19 protein-coding genes are annotated in these 22,460 nt (G+C 67.2%); 11 read left to right on the top strand and 8 right to left on the bottom strand.

The genetic code is table 11. The features are described from left to right. The first annotated feature begins 78 nt into the window (after nucleotides 1-78). The 8 genes from FAS41_RS14515 to FAS41_RS14480 all read left to right on the top strand — a co-directional run bounded on the left by FAS41_RS14515 (nucleotide 79) and on the right by FAS41_RS14480 (nucleotide 10,704). Nucleotides 79-2,166 (top strand): acetate--CoA ligase family protein, encoded by a 2,088-nt coding sequence (locus FAS41_RS14515; RefSeq protein ID WP_138523353.1) that lies wholly within the window; start codon nucleotides 79-81, stop codon nucleotides 2,164-2,166. Nucleotides 2,167-2,424: 258 nt separating this feature from the next. Beyond that, nucleotides 2,425-4,035 carry a 5-guanidino-2-oxopentanoate decarboxylase gene (locus FAS41_RS14510; protein WP_138523351.1) on the top strand — a complete coding sequence of 537 codons (1,611 nt, stop codon included), beginning with the start codon at nucleotides 2,425-2,427 and terminating at the stop codon, nucleotides 4,033-4,035. A gap of 53 nt (nucleotides 4,036-4,088) precedes the next feature. Beyond that, a complete protein-coding gene (locus FAS41_RS14505; RefSeq protein ID WP_138523349.1) occupies nucleotides 4,089-5,279 on the top strand; it encodes a pyridoxal phosphate-dependent aminotransferase in 1,191 nt (396 codons plus the stop codon). Further along, entirely contained in the window at nucleotides 5,272-6,690 is a 1,419-nt protein-coding gene (locus tag FAS41_RS14500; RefSeq protein WP_138523347.1) for an aldehyde dehydrogenase family protein, read from the top strand. The genes FAS41_RS14505 and FAS41_RS14500 overlap by 8 nt, the downstream gene beginning before the upstream one ends. Before the next feature lie 195 nt (nucleotides 6,691-6,885). Further along, nucleotides 6,886-7,590: an NAD(P)H-dependent oxidoreductase gene (locus FAS41_RS14495; RefSeq protein ID WP_138523345.1), complete on the top strand. Its 705-nt coding sequence runs from the start codon at nucleotides 6,886-6,888 to the stop codon at nucleotides 7,588-7,590. A gap of 410 nt (nucleotides 7,591-8,000) precedes the next feature. Further along, complete coding sequence (locus tag FAS41_RS14490; protein WP_138523343.1) at nucleotides 8,001-8,936, top strand: LysR family transcriptional regulator; 936 nt, start codon at nucleotides 8,001-8,003, stop codon at nucleotides 8,934-8,936. A gap of 181 nt (nucleotides 8,937-9,117) precedes the next feature. Then, nucleotides 9,118-9,312 carry a hypothetical protein gene (locus tag FAS41_RS14485; protein ID WP_138523341.1) on the top strand — a complete coding sequence of 65 codons (195 nt, stop codon included), beginning with the start codon at nucleotides 9,118-9,120 and terminating at the stop codon, nucleotides 9,310-9,312. Between the two features lie 387 nt (nucleotides 9,313-9,699). Continuing rightward, complete coding sequence (locus FAS41_RS14480) at nucleotides 9,700-10,704, top strand: hypothetical protein (protein ID WP_138523339.1); 1,005 nt, start codon at nucleotides 9,700-9,702, stop codon at nucleotides 10,702-10,704. Here FAS41_RS14480 and FAS41_RS14475 read toward each other — a convergent pair. Then, the gene (locus tag FAS41_RS14475) at nucleotides 10,686-12,020 is read right to left on the bottom strand and encodes a sigma-54-dependent transcriptional regulator (RefSeq protein WP_138523337.1); all 1,335 of its coding nucleotides are present in this window, start codon (nucleotides 12,018-12,020) and stop codon (nucleotides 10,686-10,688) included. The genes FAS41_RS14480 and FAS41_RS14475 overlap by 19 nt on opposite strands. Further along, entirely contained in the window at nucleotides 12,017-13,780 is a 1,764-nt protein-coding gene (locus FAS41_RS14470) for a sensor histidine kinase (protein WP_138523335.1), read from the bottom strand. The genes FAS41_RS14475 and FAS41_RS14470 overlap by 4 nt, the downstream gene beginning before the upstream one ends. A gap of 103 nt (nucleotides 13,781-13,883) precedes the next feature. Between FAS41_RS14470 and FAS41_RS14465 the strand changes: the two genes are divergently transcribed. Together FAS41_RS14465 and FAS41_RS14460 are read left to right on the top strand one after the other, a co-directional pair. After that, the gene (locus tag FAS41_RS14465) at nucleotides 13,884-14,762 is read left to right on the top strand and encodes an alpha/beta fold hydrolase (protein WP_138523333.1); all 879 of its coding nucleotides are present in this window, start codon (nucleotides 13,884-13,886) and stop codon (nucleotides 14,760-14,762) included. Continuing rightward, complete coding sequence (locus FAS41_RS14460) at nucleotides 14,759-15,112, top strand: DUF7079 family protein (protein WP_138523331.1); 354 nt, start codon at nucleotides 14,759-14,761, stop codon at nucleotides 15,110-15,112. The genes FAS41_RS14465 and FAS41_RS14460 overlap by 4 nt, the downstream gene beginning before the upstream one ends. Here the strand turns inward: FAS41_RS14460 and FAS41_RS14455 are convergent. After that, nucleotides 15,109-15,573: a DUF3301 domain-containing protein gene (locus tag FAS41_RS14455; RefSeq protein WP_425049006.1), complete on the bottom strand. Its 465-nt coding sequence runs from the start codon at nucleotides 15,571-15,573 to the stop codon at nucleotides 15,109-15,111. The two genes, FAS41_RS14460 and FAS41_RS14455, sit on opposite strands and share 4 nt — an antisense overlap. A 147-nt stretch (nucleotides 15,574-15,720) precedes the next feature. Here FAS41_RS14455 and pdxY point away from each other — a divergent pair, with 147 nt between their 5' ends. After that, nucleotides 15,721-16,590, top strand: coding sequence for a pyridoxal kinase PdxY (gene pdxY, locus FAS41_RS14450; protein ID WP_138523327.1), 870 nt, complete (start codon nucleotides 15,721-15,723; stop codon nucleotides 16,588-16,590). Nucleotides 16,591-16,707: 117 nt separating this feature from the next. On the opposite strand, the gene FAS41_RS14445 is transcribed toward pdxY, so the two are convergent. The 5 genes from FAS41_RS14445 to FAS41_RS14425 all read right to left on the bottom strand — a co-directional run bounded on the left by FAS41_RS14445 (nucleotide 16,708) and on the right by FAS41_RS14425 (nucleotide 22,327). Further along, nucleotides 16,708-17,292, bottom strand: coding sequence for a YqaA family protein (locus FAS41_RS14445; protein WP_024766834.1), 585 nt, complete (start codon nucleotides 17,290-17,292; stop codon nucleotides 16,708-16,710). A 4-nt stretch (nucleotides 17,293-17,296) separates the two neighbouring features. Then, entirely contained in the window at nucleotides 17,297-19,000 is a 1,704-nt protein-coding gene (ybaL, locus tag FAS41_RS14440; protein WP_138523325.1) for a YbaL family putative K(+) efflux transporter, read from the bottom strand. A gap of 209 nt (nucleotides 19,001-19,209) precedes the next feature. Beyond that, on the bottom strand, nucleotides 19,210-19,689 hold the full coding sequence (locus tag FAS41_RS14435; protein ID WP_138523323.1) for an acyl-CoA thioesterase: 480 nt from the start codon (nucleotides 19,687-19,689) through the stop codon (nucleotides 19,210-19,212). 202 nt (nucleotides 19,690-19,891) lie between these two features. Further along, complete coding sequence (locus tag FAS41_RS14430; protein WP_138523321.1) at nucleotides 19,892-20,650, bottom strand: SDR family NAD(P)-dependent oxidoreductase; 759 nt, start codon at nucleotides 20,648-20,650, stop codon at nucleotides 19,892-19,894. Between the two features lie 309 nt (nucleotides 20,651-20,959). Further along, nucleotides 20,960-22,327: a glutamine synthetase family protein gene (locus tag FAS41_RS14425; RefSeq protein ID WP_138523319.1), complete on the bottom strand. Its 1,368-nt coding sequence runs from the start codon at nucleotides 22,325-22,327 to the stop codon at nucleotides 20,960-20,962. Nucleotides 22,328-22,460 lie beyond the last annotated feature (133 nt).

Below are 22,460 nucleotides of genomic sequence, written 5' to 3'. Positions count from 1 at the left end.
AGCTCCTCTCTCCCTTCACGGGGGGCGCCCAGTCAGAGGGGCTGGGGGAAAGGGCATAGCCCCGTATCGAGACCCGACATGAAAAGAGAAAACCTCCAGCGCCTGTTGGCCCCCCGTCACGTCGCCTTCATCGGCGGCCGCAGCATGGCGCGCGCGCTCAAGCGCTGCGCCGAAGGCGGCTTCGCCGGGCCGATGTGGCTGGTCAACCCGCAGTACGATGAACTCGAAGGCGTGCCCTGTGTGCGCAGCGTCGCTGAGCTGCCCGAAGGGCCGGATGCGGTATTCGTCGCCACCAACCGCGACCTGACCCTGCAGGCCGTCGCCGAGCTGGCCGCCAAGGATGCCGGCGGCGCCATCTGCTACGCCTCCGGCTTTGCCGAAACCGGTGCCGAGGGTGAAGTGCTGCAGCGCCGCCTGCTCGCCAGCGCCGGTGACATGGCCCTGCTCGGCCCCAACTGCTACGGCCTGCTCGACTACCTGCATGGCTCCGCGCTGTGGCCGGTGGCCCATGGCGGGCACATCGTCGAGAAGGGCGTGGCCGTTCTCACCCAGAGCGGCAACTTTGCCTACAACCTGTCCATGAGCGACCGCTCGCTGCCCATCGCCTACATGGCCTCGGTGGGCAACCAGGCGCAACTGGGCGTGGCCGAACTGATGGACGTGCTGCTCGACGAGCCGCGCGTCACCGCCATCGGCCTGCACCTGGAAGGCCTGAAGAACGTTCCCGGCTTCGCCCGCGCCGCCTTCAAGGCACTGCAGAAAGGCATCCCGGTGATCGCGCTGAAGACCGGCGTCTCCGAGATCGGTGCGGAACTCGCGCTCAGCCACACCAGCTCCCTGGCTGGCTCCGATGCGCTGTACGACGCGCTGTTCGATCGCCTCGGGGTGATCCGCGTCAGCGGCCCGGTGAGCTTCATCGAAACCCTCAAGGCGGCCGCCTGCGGCAACCTGCCGGCCGGGCCGAGCCTGGCTGCGCTGGCCTGCTCCGGCGGTGACGCCGGGCTGATCGCCGACTACGCCGAGCGCAACGGCCTGAGCCTACCCAAGCTGGTCGACGTGCAACGTACCGAGCTGGCGCAGGTGCTGCCGGACTACGCGAACATCGCTAACCCGCTGGACTTCACCACCGCCATCTGGGGCGACGGCCCAGCTCTGCAACGCATGCTCGACAGCGCCCTGCAGACCGAAGCCGACGCCGCCCTGCTGGTGCTGGACTACCCCGGCGAGGAAACCGGCGAGCGCCCGCAGTGCGACCTGCTGCTGGAGCTGTACTGCGCCGCGCTGGAGCGTCACGGCAAAGTCGGCTTCATCGCCTCCGCGCTGCCGGAGCTGCTGCCCAAACATGCCCGCGAACTGCTGCACTCCCACGGCGTCGCCGCGCTGCAAGGCGTGGAAGACGGACTCGCCGCCTGGGGCCGCATCGCCCATTACCGTCAGCGCCGCGAAGCGCTGCTGGCCCGTGGCGAAGCCGCGCTGGTACCGCTCTGCCCGCAGGCCCTGGAAGGTGCAGGCCGGCTGCTGGACGAGTGGCAGTCCAAGCAGGCGCTGAAACCCTTCGGCCTGCCGCTGCCGCGCGCCGCGCTGAGCACCCCGACCCAGGCCCGCGAAGCGGCTGCCGATGTCGGCTTCCCGCTGGCGCTGAAAGTCGTCAGTGCTCAGCTGCCGCACAAGACCGAGGCCGGTGGTGTGGCACTCAACCTGCGCAACGAGGCGGCGCTGGAAGCCGCGCTGTTCGACATGCGCGAGAACATCGCCCGTCACGCACCTGGCGTGCCCTTCGACCAGGTGCTGCTGGAGCGCATGGCCAATCCGCCACTGGCCGAGCTGATCGTCGGCATCAAGCGCGAGAACGGCTTCGGCCTGGCACTGGTGCTGGGGGCCGGCGGCATCCTCGTCGAGCTGCTCAAGGACAGCCGCAGCCTGCTGCTGCCGACCACCGACGCGGCGATCCGCGACGCCTTGCTGAGCCTGCGCAGCGCGCCGTTGCTCACCGGCTTCCGAGGTCGCGCACCGGTGAACCTGGAAGCGCTGGTGGAAGCCATCCGCGCCGTCGCCGACTACGCCTGCGAGCACGTGGACACCCTGCTGGAGCTGGACGTGAACCCGCTGCTGGCGGACGCCGAAGGCGCCGTGGCGGTGGATGCGCTGATCCGCACCGCTGAATGACCGTGCCTGTAGGAGCGAGCTTGCTCGCGAACCATGCCTCGCAGCGGGGTTTGTTCGCGAGCAAGGGCTAGGCGCCCCCCTCGGTCCTACGAAAAGAACTTCAGTGCTGGGCGTTGAAGAAAGTACACGAACGTCCCCCTCTCCCTGAAGGGAGAGGGAGCAAAAGCGGCGCACGCCGGACACTCGGCGTAGGCCCCAACGAGTAGGGCGAATAACCGCTTGCGGTTATCCGCCGAAGAACAGTTCGGGAGATCGTTCATGCAAAACAACAAGAACCTCACCGGCGGCCAGGCCCTGGTACGCCTGCTGGCCAACTATGGCGTCGACACCGTGTTCGGCATTCCCGGTGTACACACCCTGGAGCTGTACCGCGGCCTGCCCGGCAGCGGCATCCGCCATGTGCTGACCCGCCACGAACAGGGCGCCGGCTTCATGGCCGACGGCTATGCGCGCGTCAGCGGCAAGCCGGGCGTGGCCTTCATCATCACCGGCCCGGGGGTGACCAACGCCGCCACCGCCATCGGCCAGGCCTACGCCGACTCGATCCCGATGCTGGTGATCTCCAGCGTCAACCACACCGCCAGCCTGGGCAAGGGCTGGGGCTGCCTGCACGAGACCCAGGACCAGCGCGCCATGACCGCGCCGATCACCGCGTTCTCGGCCGTCGCTCTGAGCGCCGAGGACCTGCCCGAGCTGATCGCCCGTGCTTACGCCGTGTTCGACAGCGAGCGCCCCCGCCCGGTGCACATCTCCGTGCCGCTGGACGTGCTCGCCAACCCCGTCGCCCGCGACTGGACCCACGAAGTCGTGCGCCGCGCCGGCCGTGGCCAGCCCGCCGCCGATGCTCTGCAGCAGGCTGTGGATAAGCTCAAGGCCGCCAAGCGCCCGATGATCATCGCCGGCGGCGGCGCGCTGCACGCCGCCGATGCCCTGGCTGCGTTGAGCGAACGTCTGGCCGCACCGCTGTTCACCAGCGTCGCCGGCAAGGGTCTGCTGGCACCGGAAGCGCCGCTCGCCGCGGGCTCCACCCTGTGCACCCAGGCCGGTTGGGACATGATCGCCGAAGCCGACGTGGTCCTCGCCATCGGCACCGAGATGGCCGACACTGACTTCTGGCGCGACCGCTTGCCGGTCAGCGGCGAAGTGATCCGCGTCGACGTCGACTCGCGCAAGTTCAACGATTTCTACCCGAGCGCCGTCGCGCTGCTGGGCGATTCGAAAGCCACCGCCGAAGCCCTGCTTGCCGCGCTGCCCAGCGCGACCCGCGACGCTGCGAAGGCACAGTCGCGCATCGCCGAGCTGCGCGCGCAGATCGAAGCCGGCCACGCGCCGCTGCAACGCATCCACCAGTCGATCCTGCAGCGCATCGCCAAGGTCCTGCCGGACAACGCCTTCATCGCCAGCGACATGACCCAGCTGGCCTACACCGCCAACTACCTCTACCCGAGCAAGGCCCCGCGCGGCTGGTTGCACCCCACCGGCTACGGCACCCTCGGCTACGGCGTGCCCGCCGGCATCGGCGCCAAGTTCGGCGCGCCGGAGCGCCCCGGCCTGGTGCTGGTCGGCGACGGCGGCTTCCTCTATACCGCGCAGGAACTGGCCACCGCCACCGAAGAGCTGGACAGCCCGCTGGTGGTGCTGCTGTGGAACAACGATGCGCTGGGGCAGATCCGCGACGACATGATCGGCCTGGACATCGAGCCCATCGGCGTCCTGCCGCGCAATCCGGACTTCGCCTTGCTCGGCCGTGCCTACGGCTGCGAGATGCGCCAGCCGCAGAGCCTGGACGAACTGGAGCGCGACCTGCGCGAAGGCTTCGCCCATCCGGGCGTGACCCTGATCGAGCTGAAACACGCCTGCGCGAAGTAGGCCCGTCGTACTCGCCGGGGCCGCACAGGTCCCGGCGCCGCAAGGAGTTCCCCATGCGCTATTCGAATTTCACCCAACGCATCGCCGGCGACGGCGCCGCCGCCTGGGACATCCACTACCGTGCCCTGGCGCGAATGGAGCAGGGTGACGACATCCTGCTGCTGTCGGTAGGCGACCCGGACTTCGATACCCCGGTGCCCATCGTGCAGTCGGCCATCGACAGCCTGCTGGCCGGCAACACCCATTACGCCGATGTGCGTGGCAAGCGTTCGCTGCGCGAAGCCATCGCCCGTCGTCACAGCGAGCGCAGTGCCCAGGCGGTCACCGCCGATGACGTGGTCGTGCTGGCCGGCGCCCAGTGTGCGCTGTATGCCGTGGCGCAGTGCGTGCTCAATCCGGGCGACGAGGTGATCGTCGCCGAGCCGATGTACGTCACCTACGAAGCGGTGTTCGGTGCCTGTGGCGCCAAGGTCATCCCGGTGTCGGTGCGCTCCGAGCACGGCTTCCGCGTGCAGGCCGAGGATGTCGCCGCACTGATCACCCCGCGCACCCGCGCGCTGGCGATCAACAGCCCGCACAACCCCTCCGGCGCGAGCCTGCCGCGGGCCACCTGGGAAAAGCTCGCCGAGCTGTGCGTTAACAACGACCTGTGGATGATTTCCGACGAGGTCTACAGCGAGCTGCTGTTCGACGGCGAGCACATCAGCCCCGCCAGCCTGCCGGGTATGGCCGAGCGCACTGCGACCCTCAACAGCCTGTCGAAATCCCATGCGATGACCGGTTGGCGAGTAGGCTGGGTGGTCGGCCCGCAGGAACTCTGCGCGCACCTGGAAAACCTCGCCCTGTGCATGCTCTACGGCTCACCGGACTTCATCCAGGACGCCGCCTGCACCGCGCTGGAAGCGAAGCTGCCGGAACTGGAAGCCATGCGCGAGGCCTATCGCCAGCGCCGCGACCTGGTGCTCGACTGCCTCGCTGATTGCGTCGGCGTGCGCGCCCTGCGCCCGGACGGCGGCATGTTCGTGATGGTGGATATCCGCGCCACCGGGCTCTCCGCCCAGGACTTCGCCGATGTGCTGCTGGACCGCCACGGCGTTTCCGTACTGGCCGGCGAAGCCTTCGGCCCCAGCGCCGCCGGGCACATCCGCCTGGGCCTGGTGCTCGGCGCCGAGCCGCTGCGCGAAGCCTGCCGCCGCATCGCCTTGTGCGCTGCCGAATTGCTCAAGGAAAAACGCTATGCATGATCGTACGCAGCTCTACATCGACGGCGCCTGGGTGGTGCCGCAAGGGCAGGGCATGGCCGAGGTGCAGAACCCGGCCACCGAGGAATGCGTCGGCCGCGTTCCCCTGGGTGGCGAAGGTGACGTGAACCGCGCGGTGGACGCCGCGCGCCGGGCTTTCCCGGCCTGGTCGCAGACGCCTTCCCACGTCCGCGCCGGCTACATCCGTGCCCTCGCCGAACAACTGAAAAGCCGCGCCGATGAGATGGCCGGGCTGATCACCGCCGAGCTGGGCATGCCCGTGCAGTGGTGCCGCATGGTGCAGGTCGACGGGCCCATCGAGGGCCTGGAAAGCTACGCCGCCATGGCCGCGCACATGGACGAAGTACGCGAGGTCGGCAACTCGCTGGTGGTGAAGGAAGCGGTGGGCGTCTGCGCCTTCATCAACCCCTGGAACTACCCGCTGCACCAGCTCATCGGCAAGCTCGCCCCGGCCCTCGCCGCCGGCTGCACCGTGGTGGTCAAGCCGAGCCAGGACACCCCGCTGCACGCCTTCCTGCTCGCCGACATGGTCCACGCCATCGGTCTGCCGGCCGGTGTGTTCAACCTGGTCAGCGGCCCCGGCTCCAAGGTCGGCGAAGCGCTGGCGCGGCATCCGGATGTGGACATGGTGTCGTTCACCGGTTCCACCGGCGCGGGTGTGAAGGTCTCCGAAGCGGCAGCACCGACGGTCAAGCGCGTGTGCCTGGAGCTGGGCGGCAAGTCGCCGTTCCTGATCACCGCCGAGGCCGACCTGGCCGCCGCCGTGCGCCACGGCGTGCAGGACGTGATGATCAACTCCGGGCAGACCTGCACCGCGCTCACGCGCATGCTGCTGCCGGCCCATCGCTATGCCGAAGCCGTCGAGATCGCCCGCGCCGAAGCCCTCGCGCTGAAGATGGGCGACCCGCTGGACGCCGACAGCTTCCTCGGCCCGATGTGCTCGGGCGGCCAGCGCCGCACCGTGCTCGATTACCTGCGCGTTGGCCAGGAAGAGGGCGCACAGCTAGTCTGCGGCGGCGCCGAACGCCCGGCTCACCTGGAGCGCGGGCACTATGTGCAACCGACGATCTTCGCCGGCGTGACCAACCAGATGCGCATCGCCCGAGAGGAAATCTTCGGCCCGGTGCTGTGCCTGATTCCCTACGCCGACGAGGCCGAGGCGATTGCCATCGCCAATGACTCGCCGTTTGGCCTGTCCAGCGCCGTGTGGGCAGGCGACCGCGAAGATGGCCTGCGCCTCGCCCGGCAGATGCGCGCCGGCCAATGTTTCGTCAACGGTGGTGCCTTCAACTATCGTGCGCCCTTCGGTGGCTACAAGCAGTCCGGCAACGGCCGCGAATGGGGCGAGCAGGGCTTGCACGAGTTCGTCGAGCTCAAGGCCATTCAACTCTGAGCGACTGAAGAGCACCCTCTCCCCAGCCCTCTCCCGCCAGCGGGAGAGGGAGCCGTTCGGAGTTTCCGGATGGAAGGGAGTTGGCCGGCGAGCACGGGAATTCCCGTTCGCACCGGCCAGTCCCCTCTCCCTTCAGGGAGAGGGTTAGGGAGAGGGCAACGCCCAGCGCCAATACCCGACCATTCAGGACCCGACATGAACGTACTGATCGTCCACGCCCACAACGAACCGCAATCCTTCAGCACTGCGCTCTACCAGCTCGCCGAAGAGACCCTGCGCGGCCAGGGCCACGAAGTGCAGGTCTCCGACCTCTACGCGATGAACTGGAACCCGGTGGCCAGCGCCGCCGACTTCGGCGCCCGCGCCAACCCCGAGTACCTGGTCTATGCCCTGGAACAGCGCGAAGGCGCCAAGGCCAAGACCATCGCCGCCGACATCCAGGCCGAGCTGGACAAACTGCTCTGGGCGGACCTGGTGGTCTTCAACTTCCCGATCTACTGGTTCTCCGCGCCAGCCATTCTCAAGGGCTGGTTCGACCGCGTGCTGGTCTCGGGCATCTGCTACGGCGGCAAGCGCTTCTACGACCAGGGCGGCCTGGCCGGCAAGAAGGCTCTGGTCAGCGTGACCCTCGGCGGGCGCGACCACATGTTCGGTGACGGCGCTATCCACGGCCCGCTGGAGGACATGCTGCGACCGATCCTGCGCGGCACCCTGGCCTACACCGGCATGAGCGTGCTGCCGCCCTTCGTGGCCTGGCATGTGCCCTACATCAGCAACGAGGCGCGCCAGGACTTTCTGCGCCAGTACCAGGACCGTCTACAGAACCTGGAGAGTGATACGCCGCTGGAGTTCGTGCGCCTGGATCAGTTCGACGAGCGCCTCTACCCGCTGCCGCGCTGATCGGCTTTCTGTAGGACCGAGGGGGCGCCCAGCCCTTGCTCGCGAACCGCTCAACTTTGGCGCCGCCGTTTGACCTGTTCGCGAGCAAGCTCGCTCCTACACCATCCGGCTCGGCTCCGTTGCTGTGGCCAGCAACGAAAAAGGGCGGTCATCCGAAGATGGCCGCCCCTGGAGAAAGAGTCAGTCGCTGCAGCCAGGTATGCGCGGGGGAGAGGGCCGTCGATTGGTGTATCGGCGGCCGTACGATGAGCCTGGTATGCCCAACGTTGCTGCAGCGACTTGTCCGGCACTATACGTGGTAACAATCGGCAAAAAACGACCCTATACTGCGATTCAGTTTTGCGGCGCGGACAACAATGGTTGTCATCTCCTACAGGCGCCTACGACAAGATCAACAGGCAGGGGGAAGCATGGACGTACTTCACGCGATGCGGGCATTCGTCCGGGTGGTGGATGCCGGCAGTTTCACCGCCGCCGCCAATGCCCTGGGGCTATCCACAGCCCAGGTCTCCCGCGTGGTCTCCGACCTCGAAGCCCAGCTTGAAGCACGTCTGCTGCACCGCACCACAAGGCGCCTGGCGCTGACCGAAACCGGCGAGCGCTACCTGCTGCGCTGCCGGGAAATTCTCGCCGATGTCGATGAAGCCCAGGCCGAAGCCAGCGGTGCGCATCTCAAGCCGCGCGGCCGCCTGCGCGTCCATTCACTCACCGGCCTCGGCCAGCAGCATCTGATCCCCCTGATCTCGCGCTACTGCGAGTCCTTCCCCGAGGTCTACATCGAGCTGACCCTGGCCCAGCGCCAGCCGGACATTCTCGAAGAGGGCCAGGACGTGGTGATCACCCGCGACCGCGAGCTGCCCGACTCCGAGTTCGTCGCCCAGACCCTGGGCACGATCTACAGCGTGCTCTGTGCCAGCCCCGAATACCTCAAGCGGCGCGGCACCCCGACCAGTGTCGCCGACCTCCACCAGCACCAGTGCCTGCGCCTGCAGGACCCGACCTTCCCCGAGGGCTGGGCCTTCGAGGAGGGCAACGAGGAAAGCGTGATCCGCCCGCGCGACACCTTCATGGTCAACGTCGCCGAAGCGCTGACCGGTGCTGCGGCCGCCGGCATGGGTATCTGCCTGTTACCCAGCTACGTCGCCGCGCCCGCGCTGCGTCGCCGCTCACTGGTACGCGTGCTGCCCCGGCACAGCCTGCACGTGCGGCAGATCTATGCGCTGTACCCGTCGCGGCGCTTCCTCGACGCGAAGATCCGCACCTGGGTCGAGTTTCTCAAGGCGGAGCTGCCGCGGGTCTTCGAGGACGACGAAGCAGCGCTCAACGATCCCGTCAACTGGGCATAAGGCAAAGGGCTAGCGTGGCGGGTCGTCGCAGCCGCTCTATGTCGGCATTCTCGGACGATCGGCGCGGATTGTTGCTTTTTAGGCAATGCTTTGTTGGTTAGCTAGCTATTTTTCGATCCACTGTTGCGCCGTAACCTTTCAACAACCCCGACCAACCGGGTGTTCAGAAAGGATCACCGTCATGTCCCGTTCTCTTTATGTTGCTGCCCTGCTGTCCCTCTGCTCGCTGTCCTTCACTCAGCTGAGCTTCGCCGAAGAATCGCGCCTGATGACCGACAAGATGGTCAAGGCCAACGAAGCCGTGATTGCCCAGCAGCAGGCCCAGTCCGCCGAGCAGACCGCCAAGGCCGCCGCTGGCAGCAACGCCGATTCCTGATCGGCCGCTTCCCCCGGGAGGTCCGGAGCGTGAGCCGGGCTTCTCAACACCTTGCGCCGCATAAGACATGCGGCGTTTTTTTGCCTGCGTTTTCTTCACTGGAGAGACGACTATTACAGAAGCTGTAACAGTCTTTCGCTGCCCGTGATCTGTATTCCTGTCTTATCGGTCAATATACTTGACCCAACAGCGCGGCTTTCGAGCAGCGCCGTTACCGGCCTCACCGCCGGCAAGCTTCCCGACGCCGATTCTTGATTGCTCCAGATCGACGTCCGTCTCAAGGCCGCTGTTTCCAGCGGCCTTTTTTTATGCCGCTGGAAAAGCGCAGGCGGGCTGGTAGGCTGGGCGCACTCCGCGCCCAGGGCCGGATTCGACAAGGATGCCGAGATGACCACTGATAATCCCTTCGCGACGCCCCATGCCCCGCTTACCGCACCGGTAGCCGCCACGACGTCGGTCGGCCGTGAGCCTCTGCAATTCGTCGCCGCCATGATGGTGGCGGCGGCAGTGGTGTTCTTCGGCAGCAATGCCATGCAGTGGCTCTTCGATCTGGGCGGTTTCCGCGAGCGCCTGCTGCAGTACCTGCCTACCATGCTGGCCAACTGGCTGGGAGGGCTGATCCTCTACTCGGCGGCGGTCCTGCTGCTGGTGCATGACCAGCGCGAGCGCCACGGTATCGCGCGCTTCAGGCCGCTGGCCGGGTTGCTGGTGGGCTTCGGCGTGACTTATCTGGTCGCGACCATGATCGTCAGCACGGCCGTGTCCTACCTGAGCGTGTCCTTCTATCAGTGGGCGTTCGAGCAGGGCTCCCGGACCCTCTGGATGGTCCTGTATGGCCAGGTCAATTCGCTGCTCAACCTGATCCTGGGGTGCCTTCTGCCGCTCTGGCTGGTCCTGCACCTGGCGCGCTCGCGATCCGCACCGATGGCGCCGGGCCTGGCCGTCGCGCTGCCGTCCTGGCACGTGGCGCTGGCGGTAGCATTGTGCTTCACCGCAGTGATCTACAAGCTGTTTGCGGCACTCAGCTACGGAGCGCTCTACCTGTACAGCGGCGCAGACGGCTGGCAGTCGGTATTCATGCTGTCGAGCTGTGTACTGCCTTTCGCCATTGTCATGACGGCGGTGAGGACTCGCTTGCCTGCCCAGGTCTCGCGCTTCGCCGCTGGCCGTGTGCTGGCCTGCGCGCTGGTGTTGCTGGCGTTGTGGCTGGTGGCGATTGTGCTGGTGTCGACCCTGGTGGCCTTCGCCGCCTACAGCTCACTGAACGCCAGTAGCCTGCCGCTCTACCTGCTGCCGCCGGCGATCCTGCTGCTGGCGCTGCTCTGGCCGTTGGCGCGCTGGTGCACCGGCTGGTTCTTCGCCGAGCAGCTGGTTCAGTCCTCGCCCAGGTAATCCCCGCGGCTCAGCCCATGGCGCTGCATCTTCTCGTTGAGGGTGCGGCGCGGCAGGCCGAGCAGTTCCATCACCGCCTTGATGTCGCCCTTGCACTGTCCCAGTGCCTGGCGGATGCACTGCGCCTCGTAGGCTTCCATGCGTTCGAACAGGCCGTTGCCGGCGGGCTCGATCGGCAGCTCGGCGCGGTCCAGGCCGAGCACGTGGCGCTCGGCGGCGTTGGCCAGTTCACGCACGTTGCCCGGCCAGTCGTGGGCGAGCAGGCGGGCCAGTTCGCTGGCCGATAACGGCGCGGCCTCGCGGCCGAACTTCTCGCTGGCCAGCAGCGCGTAGTGCTCGAACAGCAGCGGGATGTCCTCGCGGCGCTCGCGTAGCGGCGGCAGGCGCAGTTCGGCGACGTTCAGGCGATACACCAGGTCCTCGCGGAAGCGTCCGGCGCGGGCTTCTTCGAGCAGGTCCGGCTTGGTCGCGGCGATGACCCGCAGGTCGACCTTGATGCTCTGGTTCGAGCCCAGGCGCTCCAGCTGCTGCTCCTGCAGCACGCGCAGCAGCTTCACCTGCTGGGCCAGCGGCATGCTCTCGATCTCGTCGAGGAACAGGCTGCCACCGTTGGCGTGCTCCAGCTTGCCGATGCGCTTGCCCTGGGCGCCGGTAAAGGCGCCGCTTTCGTGGCCGAACAGCTCGGTCTCGAACAACTGCTCGGGGATCGCCGCGCAGTTCAGCGCGACGAAGGGCTTGTCGGCGCGCGGGCCGAAGTCGTGCAGGCAGCGTGCGACCAGCTCCTTGCCGCTGCCGGTGTCGCCACGGATCAGCACGTTCACCGGCGTACCGGCCAGCGCCATGATCTGCCGGCGCAGGGTTTCCATGGGCCGCGAGACGCCGAGCAGCCGCGATTCGATCTGGTCCTTGAGCGCCGCCTGTTCGCGCAACTGGCGGTTCTCCTGCACCAGCCGGCGTTTCTCCAGGGCGCGGCGCAGGCTGTCGAGCAGGCGTTCGGGGGTGAAGGGTTTCTCGATGAAGTCGTAGGCACCCTGGCGCATCGCCTGTACCGCCATGGGTACGTCACCATGGCCGGTGACCATGATCACCGGCAGGTCGCGGTCGATCTGCTGCAGGCGTTCGAGCAGGGTCAGGCCGTCGGTGCCGGGCATGCGCACATCGCTGATGACTACGCCGGGCAGCTCGCGGGAGACACTTTTCAGGCACTCGTCGGCGCTGCTGCACAGGCGCACTTCGAAGCCTGAAAGTTGCAGCCACTGCTGCACGGCGTCGCGGATGGCGGCTTCGTCGTCGACGAAGAGGATGGTCTCGCTCATGGTCTTCTTTCTTCGCTGGCGGCCGGCAGGTTCAGGCGGAACACCGCGCCGCCGGTGGGCTGGTTGGCGGCGCCGAGGCGCCCGCCGAGTTCGTGGACGATGCCATAGGATACCGCCAGCCCCAGGCCCAGTCCTTCGCCCATCGGCTTGGTGGTGAAGAAGGGGTCGAAGACGCTGGCCAGGTGTTCGTCGTCGATGCCCGGGCCGTTGTCGGCCACCTCCAGGCACCATTGGTCGTCTTCGCGGCGCAGGGTCAGCTCGATGCGTGGCCGGTCACTGCTGGCCACCGCGTCCAGGGCATTACGGATCAGGTTGACCAGCACCTGTTCCAGGCGGATCGCGTCGCCCAGCACACAGGCGGGCAGGTCGAGGTGCTGATGGATCTCCACGCCCTCGCTGCGGATGCGCACGGCCAGCAGCTGCAGCGCCTGTTCGATGACGTGGCCCAGCTCGATGCGCTCGCGCAGGCCGCCGGGTGTCTTGCGGGCGAAGGTCTTCAGGTGGCCGGTGAGCGCGGCCATGCGTTCGAGCAGTTCATCCACGCGCACCAGCGCGGCGCGGGCGTCGTCCTGGCGGCCGGCGTCGAGCAGCAGGCGTACGCTGGCCAGCTGCATGCGCTGGGCGGTGAGCGGCTGGTTGATCTCATGGGCCAGCGCGGCGGACATCTGCCCCAGCGCGGCCAGCTTGGCGGCCTGTACCAGGCCATCCTGGGCGGTGCGCAGGGCGGCGGTGCGCTGTTCGACCAGACGCTCCAGCTCTTCCTGATTGCGCTGGCGCAGGCGGGCGAGGCGGCGGCGCTGTTGCAGCCAGAGCACGAGGAACACCAGCGCCAGCCAGACGCCGGCGGCGGCCAGCCGCGCACTGGTGACGTCGGACTGCACGCCGTGGGGATTGCGCAGCAGGTGCAGGGTCCACTCGTCTTCCGGCAGACCGACCGATTGCCAGAGGTAGTCGCCGCTGATGTCCTGGCCGTCGACGCGGACCATGCGCGCGTGTTCGCCGAGGGTTTCCAGCGTCCGGTGCGGCAGCGCGCTGAGTGGCTGCTTGTGGTACTGGCGGGTGTCGGCCATCTCGGCGCGGGCCACGGCGTCCAGCGGCATCAGTTCGCGGTAGCGCCAGCGCGGGTGGTTGGCGAGGAACACCACGCCCTTGCTGTCACTCACCAGTACCACGTCCGGGGTCTGGCTCCACTGCCGCTCGAGGTCGGGGAACTCCAGCTTGACCACGATGGCGCCGAGGAAGCGGCCGTCGTCGTCGCGCAGGGCGTTGGACAGGAAGTAGCCGGGAATCCCGCTGGTCACGCCGACGGCGTAGAAGCGCCCGGCGCCCTGGGCAATGGTCTGGCGGAAGTAGGGGCGGAAGCCGTAGTTGTGGCCGACGTAGCTGACCGGCAGGTTCCAGTTGCTGGCGGCCACGGCGAGGCCGGTGTGGTCCAGCAGCTCCAGGGTCGAGGAGCGCGCCGCGCCGTTGATTTCCTGCAGCTTGAGGTTGAGCCGGTGCTGCAGCTCGCCGGTCACCGGGCCGCGCATGGCCGCGCGCAGCTCCGGGTCCAGCGCCAGCACGGCGGGGATGCTGCGGAAACGCTCGATCAGGGTGTGCAGGGAGTTGGCATAGAGGCCGAGCTGTTCGTGGGCGGCTTCTGCCTCGGCCAATAGCGCGCGGTGCCGCGCCTTTTCGCCGGCCCAGAATACCGACAGCACCAGCCCGGCCAGCAGGAGCAGGCAGATCAGCAGCAGGCGAAGAGGGCGGGCAGGCGACATGTTCGACGGTGTTCGACCAACGGTCGGCGACAATAGCATGACCACGCGCTGGTCCGGCGCCCCGCTGCCTCGCTAAACTGCCGCATCCCGATGGAGAGCTTCGATGCAGTTGTCGTCCTGGACCCACGAAGGGTCCGCCGGTTTCACCCTGCGCGGTTGGCGCAGCGAGCCCAGTGGCAAGCCGCTGCTGCACTTCCTGCATGGCAATGGCTTCTGCGGCCGCGCCTACGAGCCGATGCTCAAGGTGCTGGCCAAGGATTTCGACCTCTGGCTGTGCGACGTCCAGGGCCATGGCGACAGTGACCATGGCGGGCGTTTCCACGGCTGGAACCGTAACGCCGAGATGGCGGTGGAGGCCTTCCAGGCCGGCAACCCGGTATTCGGCGACGTGCCGCATTACGCTGCAGGGCACAGCTTTGGCGGCGTGCTCAGCAGCCTGATCCTCGGTCGCCATCCCGAGTTGTTCCGTCGCGCCGTGCTGCTCGACCCGGTGCTCTTCACCCCGGCGATGATCGGTGTGATGGCGCTCTCCGAAGTGCTCGGCCTGCACAAGCGCCGCACCATGGTGCAGAAGGCGCGCTCGCGGCGCAGCCAGTGGGCGGACCGCGAAGCGGCCTACGCCGGCCTGCACGGTCGCGGCATCTTCAAGGGTTGGACCGACGACGCGCTCTGGGCCTACGTGGAGAACGCGATGAAGCGTACCGAGGCCGGTGTCGAGCTGAAATGCCGGCCCAGCCGCGAGGCGGAAATCTTCAGTTCCTTCCCCAAGCGCCTGTGGCCGACGCTGAACAAGGTGGTGACGCCGACCCAGGTACTGTTCGGCGAGCGCACCTATCCCTTCGTGCCCAAGTCCGTGGCGCGCTGGTGCGCTTCGAACACCGTGGTGAGCGGCCAGTGCGTCGACGGCGGCCACTGCTTCATGCAGGAATTCCCCGAGGAGAGCGCCGAGCGAGTCTCGCGCTTCCTGCTGGGCCACGAATGAACGACCCGGCCCGCGAGTCCGTCTGGCTGGCGCTGTCCGAGTTGTGGCTGGACACCGAGCTGGACGCAGCGGACCTTGCTGCCATTGCGGGGACCCTGGCGATCAGCGGCTTGCCCGTGGACGAGCTGGAGGCGATCTACCGTCTGGAAGTGGCGCCGGTGGTCTGGAGCAACGCCTGGGCGACGGCGGGAGTGTGGGACGGCTTCGATCCGGACTGGCTGTTCGAGGCCTGCCGGCGCAACCAGCGGCGGCGCCATGGACTCTGGCACCGGTTGCGCTGCCGGGTTCTGCGGCGTGCGATGACCTATGCCACCGAGGACCACTGGCAGAAGATCCGCGTGCAGCTCTAGTCGCCGACTTTCTTGTCCTGGTGCGCGCGGCGCCATTCGTCCAGGCGGATGACCTCACCCTTGGGGCGCGCTGGCGGCGGGGTGTCGTCGAAAACCGCATCGATGATCTCTTCATCCACCGGAGCCGCGGCGGGATGGAAGGTGGCGACGGGGGAAACCGGCATGCGCGGCTCGGGCTCCATGCGGAACGGCGCCAGCTCTACGCGGCCCAGGTGCTGGCCGAACATCGCAATGGTGCCGGCGTAGCGCTCCTGCCCGGTGGCGGTGAACTCGAACGCGTACTCGCGGGCCAGGCGCAGGTTGCCGCGGCCGTCGCGCTGGAAGCGGAAGCGCTGCAGGGCCATGGCGTCATCGAGCAGCTCCACGCCCTCGCGCGCGCAGTGCTGCTTGGCCAGTGCCAGCGCACGCTCGCGGATGCCGTGGGCGCGCCACCACCAGGCGGCGCCGGCAATGACCAGCATGAAAATGAATAGATTGCCCAGGTCCACTTCGGCTTCCTCGGAATCGGCGCACCAGCTTACTCACTCCACTGCCGGGCGGCGAGTGGCGGATGTTCACAGCGTGTGAATTGCGCCCCATACTGGCCCATTCTGCAACAGGACACCGTTATGCCGCGCACTCCCCACGTTCTCGCCATCCAGTCCCACGTCGTCTTCGGCCATGCAGGCAACAGCGCTGCCGAGTTCCCCATGCGACGCGTCGGGGTGAACGTCTGGCCGCTGAACACCGTGCAGTTCTCCAACCATACCCAGTATGGCCACTGGACCGGCCAGGTGCTGCCGCCGGAGCAGATTCCCGCGCTGGTGGATGGCATCGCCGCCATTGGCGAGCTGGGCAACTGCGATGCGGTGCTCTCGGGCTACCTGGGCAGCGCGGCGCAGGGCCGCTCGATCCTCGAAGTGGTGCGCCGCATCCGCGAAGTGAACCCGCGCGCCGTTTATCTGTGCGACCCGGTGATGGGCCATCCGGAGAAGGGCTGCATCGTCGCCCCGGAAGTCGGCGAGTTCCTGCTCCACGAGGCTGCTGCCGTGGCCGACTACCTGTGCCCCAACCAACTGGAGCTGGACAGCTTCTGCGACCGCCAGCCGACCTCCCTGGAGGACTGCGCGGCGATGGCCCGTGGCTTGCTGGTACGTGGCCCGAAGGCGATCCTGGTGAAGCACCTGAACTACCCCGGCAAGCCGGCGGACGCCTTCGAAATGCTGCTGGTGACCCTGGACGAGACCTGGCACCTGCGCCGCCCGCTGCTGGCCTTCCCGCGCCAGCCGGTGGGCGTGGGCGACCTGACATCCGGGCTGTTCCTCGCCCGCCTGCTGCTGGGCGATGATCTGCGCACTGCCTTCGAGTTCTGCGCCGCCGCCGTGCACGAGGTGCTGCTGGAAACCCAGGCCTGCGGCAGCTACGAGCTGGAGCTGGTGCGCGCGCAGGATCGCATCGCCCACCCGCGGGTGAAGTTCGAGGCGGTGAAGATGGGGTGAGGGCATGTCCAGCTCGCCGTACTTCCCCTGTAGGAGCGAGCTTGCTCGCGAATTAATTTACCGGTGGCTCTGGGCGTTGGGCGGTTCGCGAGCAAGCTCGCTCCTACGAAGAACGGTTCAGAGCATGTACTTGCCCAGCAGCAACCCGCCCACCACCATCGCCGTCAGCAGCCCGAACGCCAGCCCCAGGCGCTTCTCGATGGCTTCGCGCAGTGCCGGGCCGGCCCAGAACAGCAGCGCGCAGGTGGCGGCGAAGCGCAGGGTGCGCGCCACCACGCTCAAGGCGATGAACAGCACCAGGTCCAGCTGGGTCACCCCGCTGGTCAGGGTGATCAGCTTGTAGGGCAGCGGCGTGAAGCCGCCGCCCAGCAGCACCATCAGCCAGCCGAGCTCGTTGTAGCGCTCGGCGACCTCGGCGAAGTTCTCCTGCAGGCCGTAGAAGGCGAGGATCGCCTGGCCCACCGTTTCGAACAGCAGCAGGCCGATGAAGTAGCCGGCGATACCGCCCAGCACCGAACTGACGATGCAGATCGCCGCATAGCGCCAGGCCTTGGCGCGGTTGGCCAGGACCATCGGCACCAGCAGCGCGTCCGGTGGGATGGGGAAGAACGAACTCTCGGCGAAGGTCACCCCGCCCAGCGCCAGCTCTGCCCGCGGATGTCCCGCCAGGCGCATGGTCCAGTCATAGAGCCGGCGCAGCATGGCGTCAGGCCGACTGCGGCAGGTGGTCGTCGCTGGGCGCCGTGGTGGCGTCCTCGCGCTCGACCCGCTCGACCATGCCGCGGGCGATTTCCCGCTCGCCCATGATCACCAGGTTGGCACCGTTCTGCTCCAGGTAGTCCACCTCGGCGTCGAAGTGGGCGCGGGCGATGATATCCAGGTTCGGGTTGATCGCCCGCGCATGGCTGGAGATCGTCCCGGCCTCGAAGCCGTTGGGGATGGCGATCAGCAGCCAGCGCGCCGAGGTGATGTTGGCCTGGTTCAGGACATCGGGATTGGCGGCATTGCCGACCACCACGCAGAGACCGTGCTCGCGCAGTTCGGCGGCCTTCTCGCGCTTGTCCTCGATCACCACCACCGGGACCTTGTCCTTGCGCAGGCGCTCGCTGACCAGCGCACCAACGCGGCCGTGGCCAATGAGGATGGCGTGGTTCTCTTCCAGCACCGGTGGCGGCAGATCCGGCGCCTCCACCTGGACCACGCCGGGGTCGTTCTCGGCCTTCTGCTCCTGGCGCGCCTGCAGGCGGTCGATGGCGATGAACAGCAGCGGGTTGACCAGGATCGACAGGATTGCGCCGGCCAGCACCAGGTCGCGGCCGGCTTCGGGCAGCAGGTTCAGGGTCACGCCCAGACCGACCAGGATGAAGGAGAACTCGCCGATCTGCGCCAGGCTCGCGGCGATGGTCAGCGCGGTGCTGTTGGGGTGGCCGAACATGCGCACGATGACGTAGGCCGCCACCGACTTGCCGAAGACGATCACCAGGAAGGTGGCCAGCACCGGCAGCGGCTCGTGGATCAGGATCGCCGGGTTGAACAGCATGCCGACGGAGACGAAGAACAGGACGGCGAAGGCGTCGCGCAGCGGCAGCGAGTTTTCCGCCGCCTCGTGGCTGAGCTCGGATTCGTTGAGGATCATCCCGGCGAAGAAGGCGCCCAGGGCGAAGGACACGCCGAAGATCACCGCCGAGCCATAGGCGATGCCCAGCGCGATGGCCAGCACGGCGAGGGTGAACAGTTCGCGCGAGCCGGTTTTCGCGACACGCTCCAGTACCCAGGGTACGAAGCGGCGGCCGCCCAGGATCATCACCGCAACGAAGGCGGCGACCTTGCCCAGGGTCAGCAGGATCGGCATCAGCAGGCCGCCGTCGCCACCGTCGGAGGTGCCGCCCAACGAGCCAGCCAGCGCCGGCAGCAGGACCAGGGTGAGGACCATGGCGAGGTCCTCGACGATCAGCCAGCCGATGGCGATGCGCCCGCGCTTGGTGTCGATCAGCTGGCGCTGCTCCAGCGCTCGCAGCAGCACGACGGTACTGGCCACCGACAGCGCGAGGCCGAAGACCAGACCACCGCCGAAGTTCCAACCCATCATCCAGGCCAGGCCCAGGCCGAGCAGGGTGGCGACGCCGATCTGCACCACCGCGCCGGGAATGGCGATGGCTTTTACCGACAACAGGTCCTTGAGCGAGAAGTGCAGGCCGACGCCGAACATCAGCAGGATCACGCCCAGTTCGGCGATCTCCGTGGACAGCGCCTGGTCGGCGACATAACCGGGGGTGAAGGGGCCGGCCAGTACGCCGGCGAGCAGGTAGCCCACCAGTGGCGAGATGCGCAGGCGGTTGGCCAGGGCGCCGAGGACGAAGGCCAGCACGAAGCCGACGGCGAGGGTGGTCAGTAGCGGGGTGTGATGCATGGTCTGGGCTCCGGGCACTCAGGGAGCGACCGGACTGCGTATCAGCACCGGGTCGCTCGACGGTGGGTCACGGGGGCAAACCCGCGTGTGAAAAGTTTAGGCGTAGTAATGAATTCCTACCTTGCTTTCACGCAAGGGTAACCTGTTGACGCATTGGGAAATTTCCGCGACACGCGGGATTTCTTTTCAGGAAATGTCGTGAACGTCGCTTATTCGTCGCGAAGCTCCTGGTAGCGCTGTTCCAGCTCCTGGCGAATCTGTCGGCGTTGCTGGGCCTGGGCGAAGCGACGTTTCTCGTCCTTGGTCTGTGGGTCGAGTTGTGGCACCTCGATCGGCTTGCGGTCGTCGTCCAGCGCCACCATGGTGAAGAAGCAGCTGTTGGTGTGGCGCACGGATTTCTCGCGGATGTTCTCGGTGACCACTTTCACGCCGATCTCCATGGAGGTGCGGCCGGTGTAGTTCACCGAGGCAAGGAAGGTGACCAGTTCGCCGACGTGGATCGGCTGGCGGAAGATCACCTGGTCCACCGACAGTGTCACCACGTAGTAGCCGGCATAGCGGCTGGCGCAGGCGTAGGCGACCTCGTCGAGGTACTTGAGCAGGGTGCCTCCGTGGACATTGCCGGAGAAGTTGGCCATGTCGGGGGTCATCAGGACGGTCATGCTGAGCTGGTGGTTGCCAGGTTCCATGGAATTCTCTTCGGAATCATCTTGGGAAAAGGAAAGGGCCTCACTCTGGACAACCGGAGTGCGGCTGGCGACACAGTTTTTTCTATATCCCTGATTGGCCAGCGGCGCCAGTGGACCCTTCGCCAGCGGTGCATCCGCCGTTCGATCAACGCTTCGAACGAAAACGGGCGACCCCTGGTCGCCCGTTCGTTTGTTGGCCGGTTCAGCGCCCGGCGGAAAGGCCGAAGTCGATGGCCAGGTCCGCGCCGGTGATGGCCTCGGATTCCGGCTTGCACAGGTACCAGACCAGTTCGGCGACTTCCTCGGGACGGATGAAGCGCGCCACCTTGCCCTGTGGATAATCCTTCAGCAGGGCTCGCTTGTAGCCGTCCGGATTGCCCTGCCCGTAGCGCTCGGCCTGGTAGTCGAGCATCGGCGTGGCAATGTCGGCCGGGGAGATGGCGTTGACCCGGACCTTCTGCTCGGCCAGTTCCAGCGCCAGGGTGCGGGTCAGCATGGTCAGCGCCGCCTTGCTTGCGCAGTAGGCCGCCGAGCCGCGATAGGCCTGGCGGCCGGAATCGCTGGAGATGTTGACGATGCAGCCGTGGTTTTCCTTGAGGTACGGCGTGGCGGCCTGGCACATGTAGAACGCGGCCTTGAGGTTCACGCCCATGACCAGGTCGAAGTCGTCCTCGTTGAAGTCTTCTACCGGGCCTTCGCGCCAGACACCGGCGGCGTTCACCAGGGCGTCGAGGCGACCGGTGCGGGCGAGAATGTCGGAGACCAGGCTGTGGCAGTTGTCGGAGCGTCGCAGGTCGGCAACGGCGCTGGCGTCCAGCGGGACCTGGGCATTGAGGGCATGCAGGCCGGCTTTGTCCACGTCGGTGGCGGCGATGCGCCAGTGGCTTTGGGCGAAACGTTTGGCGATGGCTTTTCCGAGGCCACCGGCGGCGCCGGTGATCAGTACGACAGGAGTGCTCATTGTCTACGGGTTCTCCCTGCCTGAGAGGGAACGGCGGCCGGCAGGCAGACCGGCGGCGCCGCTTTGACCACGGAAACGCTCAGCCGCGCCCCGTGGAACTACTGACCAAGAAAAGACCAGAATCTTCACTCTGGCAGGGTAAATTTTTCGTAAGTCTTTTGCGTGTCGGCGGGTGAGCGGATCGGAGGCATCGAGGGTTGCTGTCCCTGTGGGAGCGAGCTTGCTCGCGAACGCCTCAGCGTTGGAGCTTGTTCGCGAGCAAGCTCGCTCCTACAAGAGCCGTTTCGTCTTTGCCGATACGGCCTGCGATCACGCGTGGTGCAGGTACCAGCGCCAGTCCTGCTCGCCGACTTCGCCCATGAACTGGCGGAACTCTTCCCACTTGATCGCCAGGAACACCTTGAGGAACTCCTCGCCCAGTGCTTCGCGCGCCCAGGTGGAAGACTCCAGCGCGCGCAGCGCAGTGAGCCAGTCGGTGGGGAGGAACTCGGTGGCCTGCTCGTAGCCGTTGCCGACGATGGGCGCGCCCGGATCGATCTGCTCGCGGATGCCTTCGTGGATGGCCGCGAGGATCGCCGCCGCGGCGAGGTACGGGTTGGCGTCGGCGCCGCAGATGCGGTGCTCGATGTGCCGGCTCTTGGCCGGGCCGCCGGGCACGCGGAACGACACGGTGCGGTTGTTCACGCCCCAGCTCTTGGCCAGTGGCGCGTAGCTGTTGGCCTGGAAGCGGCGGAAGGAGTTGGCGTTGGGGCAGAAGATCGCCAGGGAGTCCAGCAGACGCGCCATCATGCCGCCGATGGAGTGGCGCAGCAGCGGGGTGCCGTGAATGTCTTCGCTGGCGTAGAGGTTGTTGCCCTCGGCATCCGCCAGGCTGACGTGCAGGTGCATGCCGGAGCCCGCGCGGTCGCCGAACGGCTTGGCCATGAAGCAGGCCTGCAGCCCGTGCTTGTTCGCCACGCCCTTCACCAGGCGCTTGTAGCGCACGCCTTCGTCGATGGCCTGCATGACGTCGAAGCGGTGCTCCAGGGTCAGCTCGACCTGGCCCGGCGCGTATTCGGAAATCGCCGTGCGTACCGGCAGGCCCTGGACTTCGCAGGCGGCGTAGAGGTCGTCGAGGAACGGCTGCAGCTGCTCCAGCTCATAGACGCCATAGACCTGCGGCGCCTCAGGGCGGATGCCGTTCATCTGCACCGCCGGCTGCGGGCGGCCATTGGCGTCGCGCTGCTTGTCCAGCAGGTAGAACTCCAGCTCCACCGCCATCACCGGGTGGAAGCCTTCGGCTTTCAGCCGGTCGACCACGCGGCTCAGCGCCTGGCGCGGGTCGGCGGGTGTGGCGGGCAGGCCCTGGGTCGGGTGCATGCTGACCTGCAACTGGCCGGTGGGCGAGCTGCGCCAGGGTTGCAGAGTCAGGCTGCCGGGCAGCGGGTAGGTCCAGCAGTCGGCGTCGGCCACTTCCCAGACCAGCCCGGTGCCTTCGACGTCTTCGCCCTGCACGGTCAGCGCGAGGATCGAGCTGGGCAGCGGACGGCCGTTGTCGTAGATCGCCAGTAGCTCGTCGCGGTGCAGCAGCTTGCCGCGCGGGATGCCGTTGGAGTCGATGATGAACAGTTCGATGCTGCGCACGTCCGGGTGGGCGGCGAGGAAGGCTTCGGCTTCCTGACGATCGGCGAATTGCATGGTGGTCCTCGGTGGCGCGGGGCGCCGTAATCTCTTTACTGCGAGAGCGGAGTTTGTCCGCGATTCGTTTCGCCAGCGCTAGGGTTTCACGTAGGGCGCATAACGCGTCAGCGTTATCCGCCAACACAACGGA

This window comes from Pseudomonas nicosulfuronedens (genome assembly GCF_005877905.1).
In the GTDB taxonomy this organism is placed as follows: Bacteria; Pseudomonadota; Gammaproteobacteria; order Pseudomonadales; family Pseudomonadaceae; genus Pseudomonas; species Pseudomonas nicosulfuronedens.
Note: the sequence above shows the minus strand (reverse complement) of the source record. Positions and strands in the feature narration are given on the sequence as shown.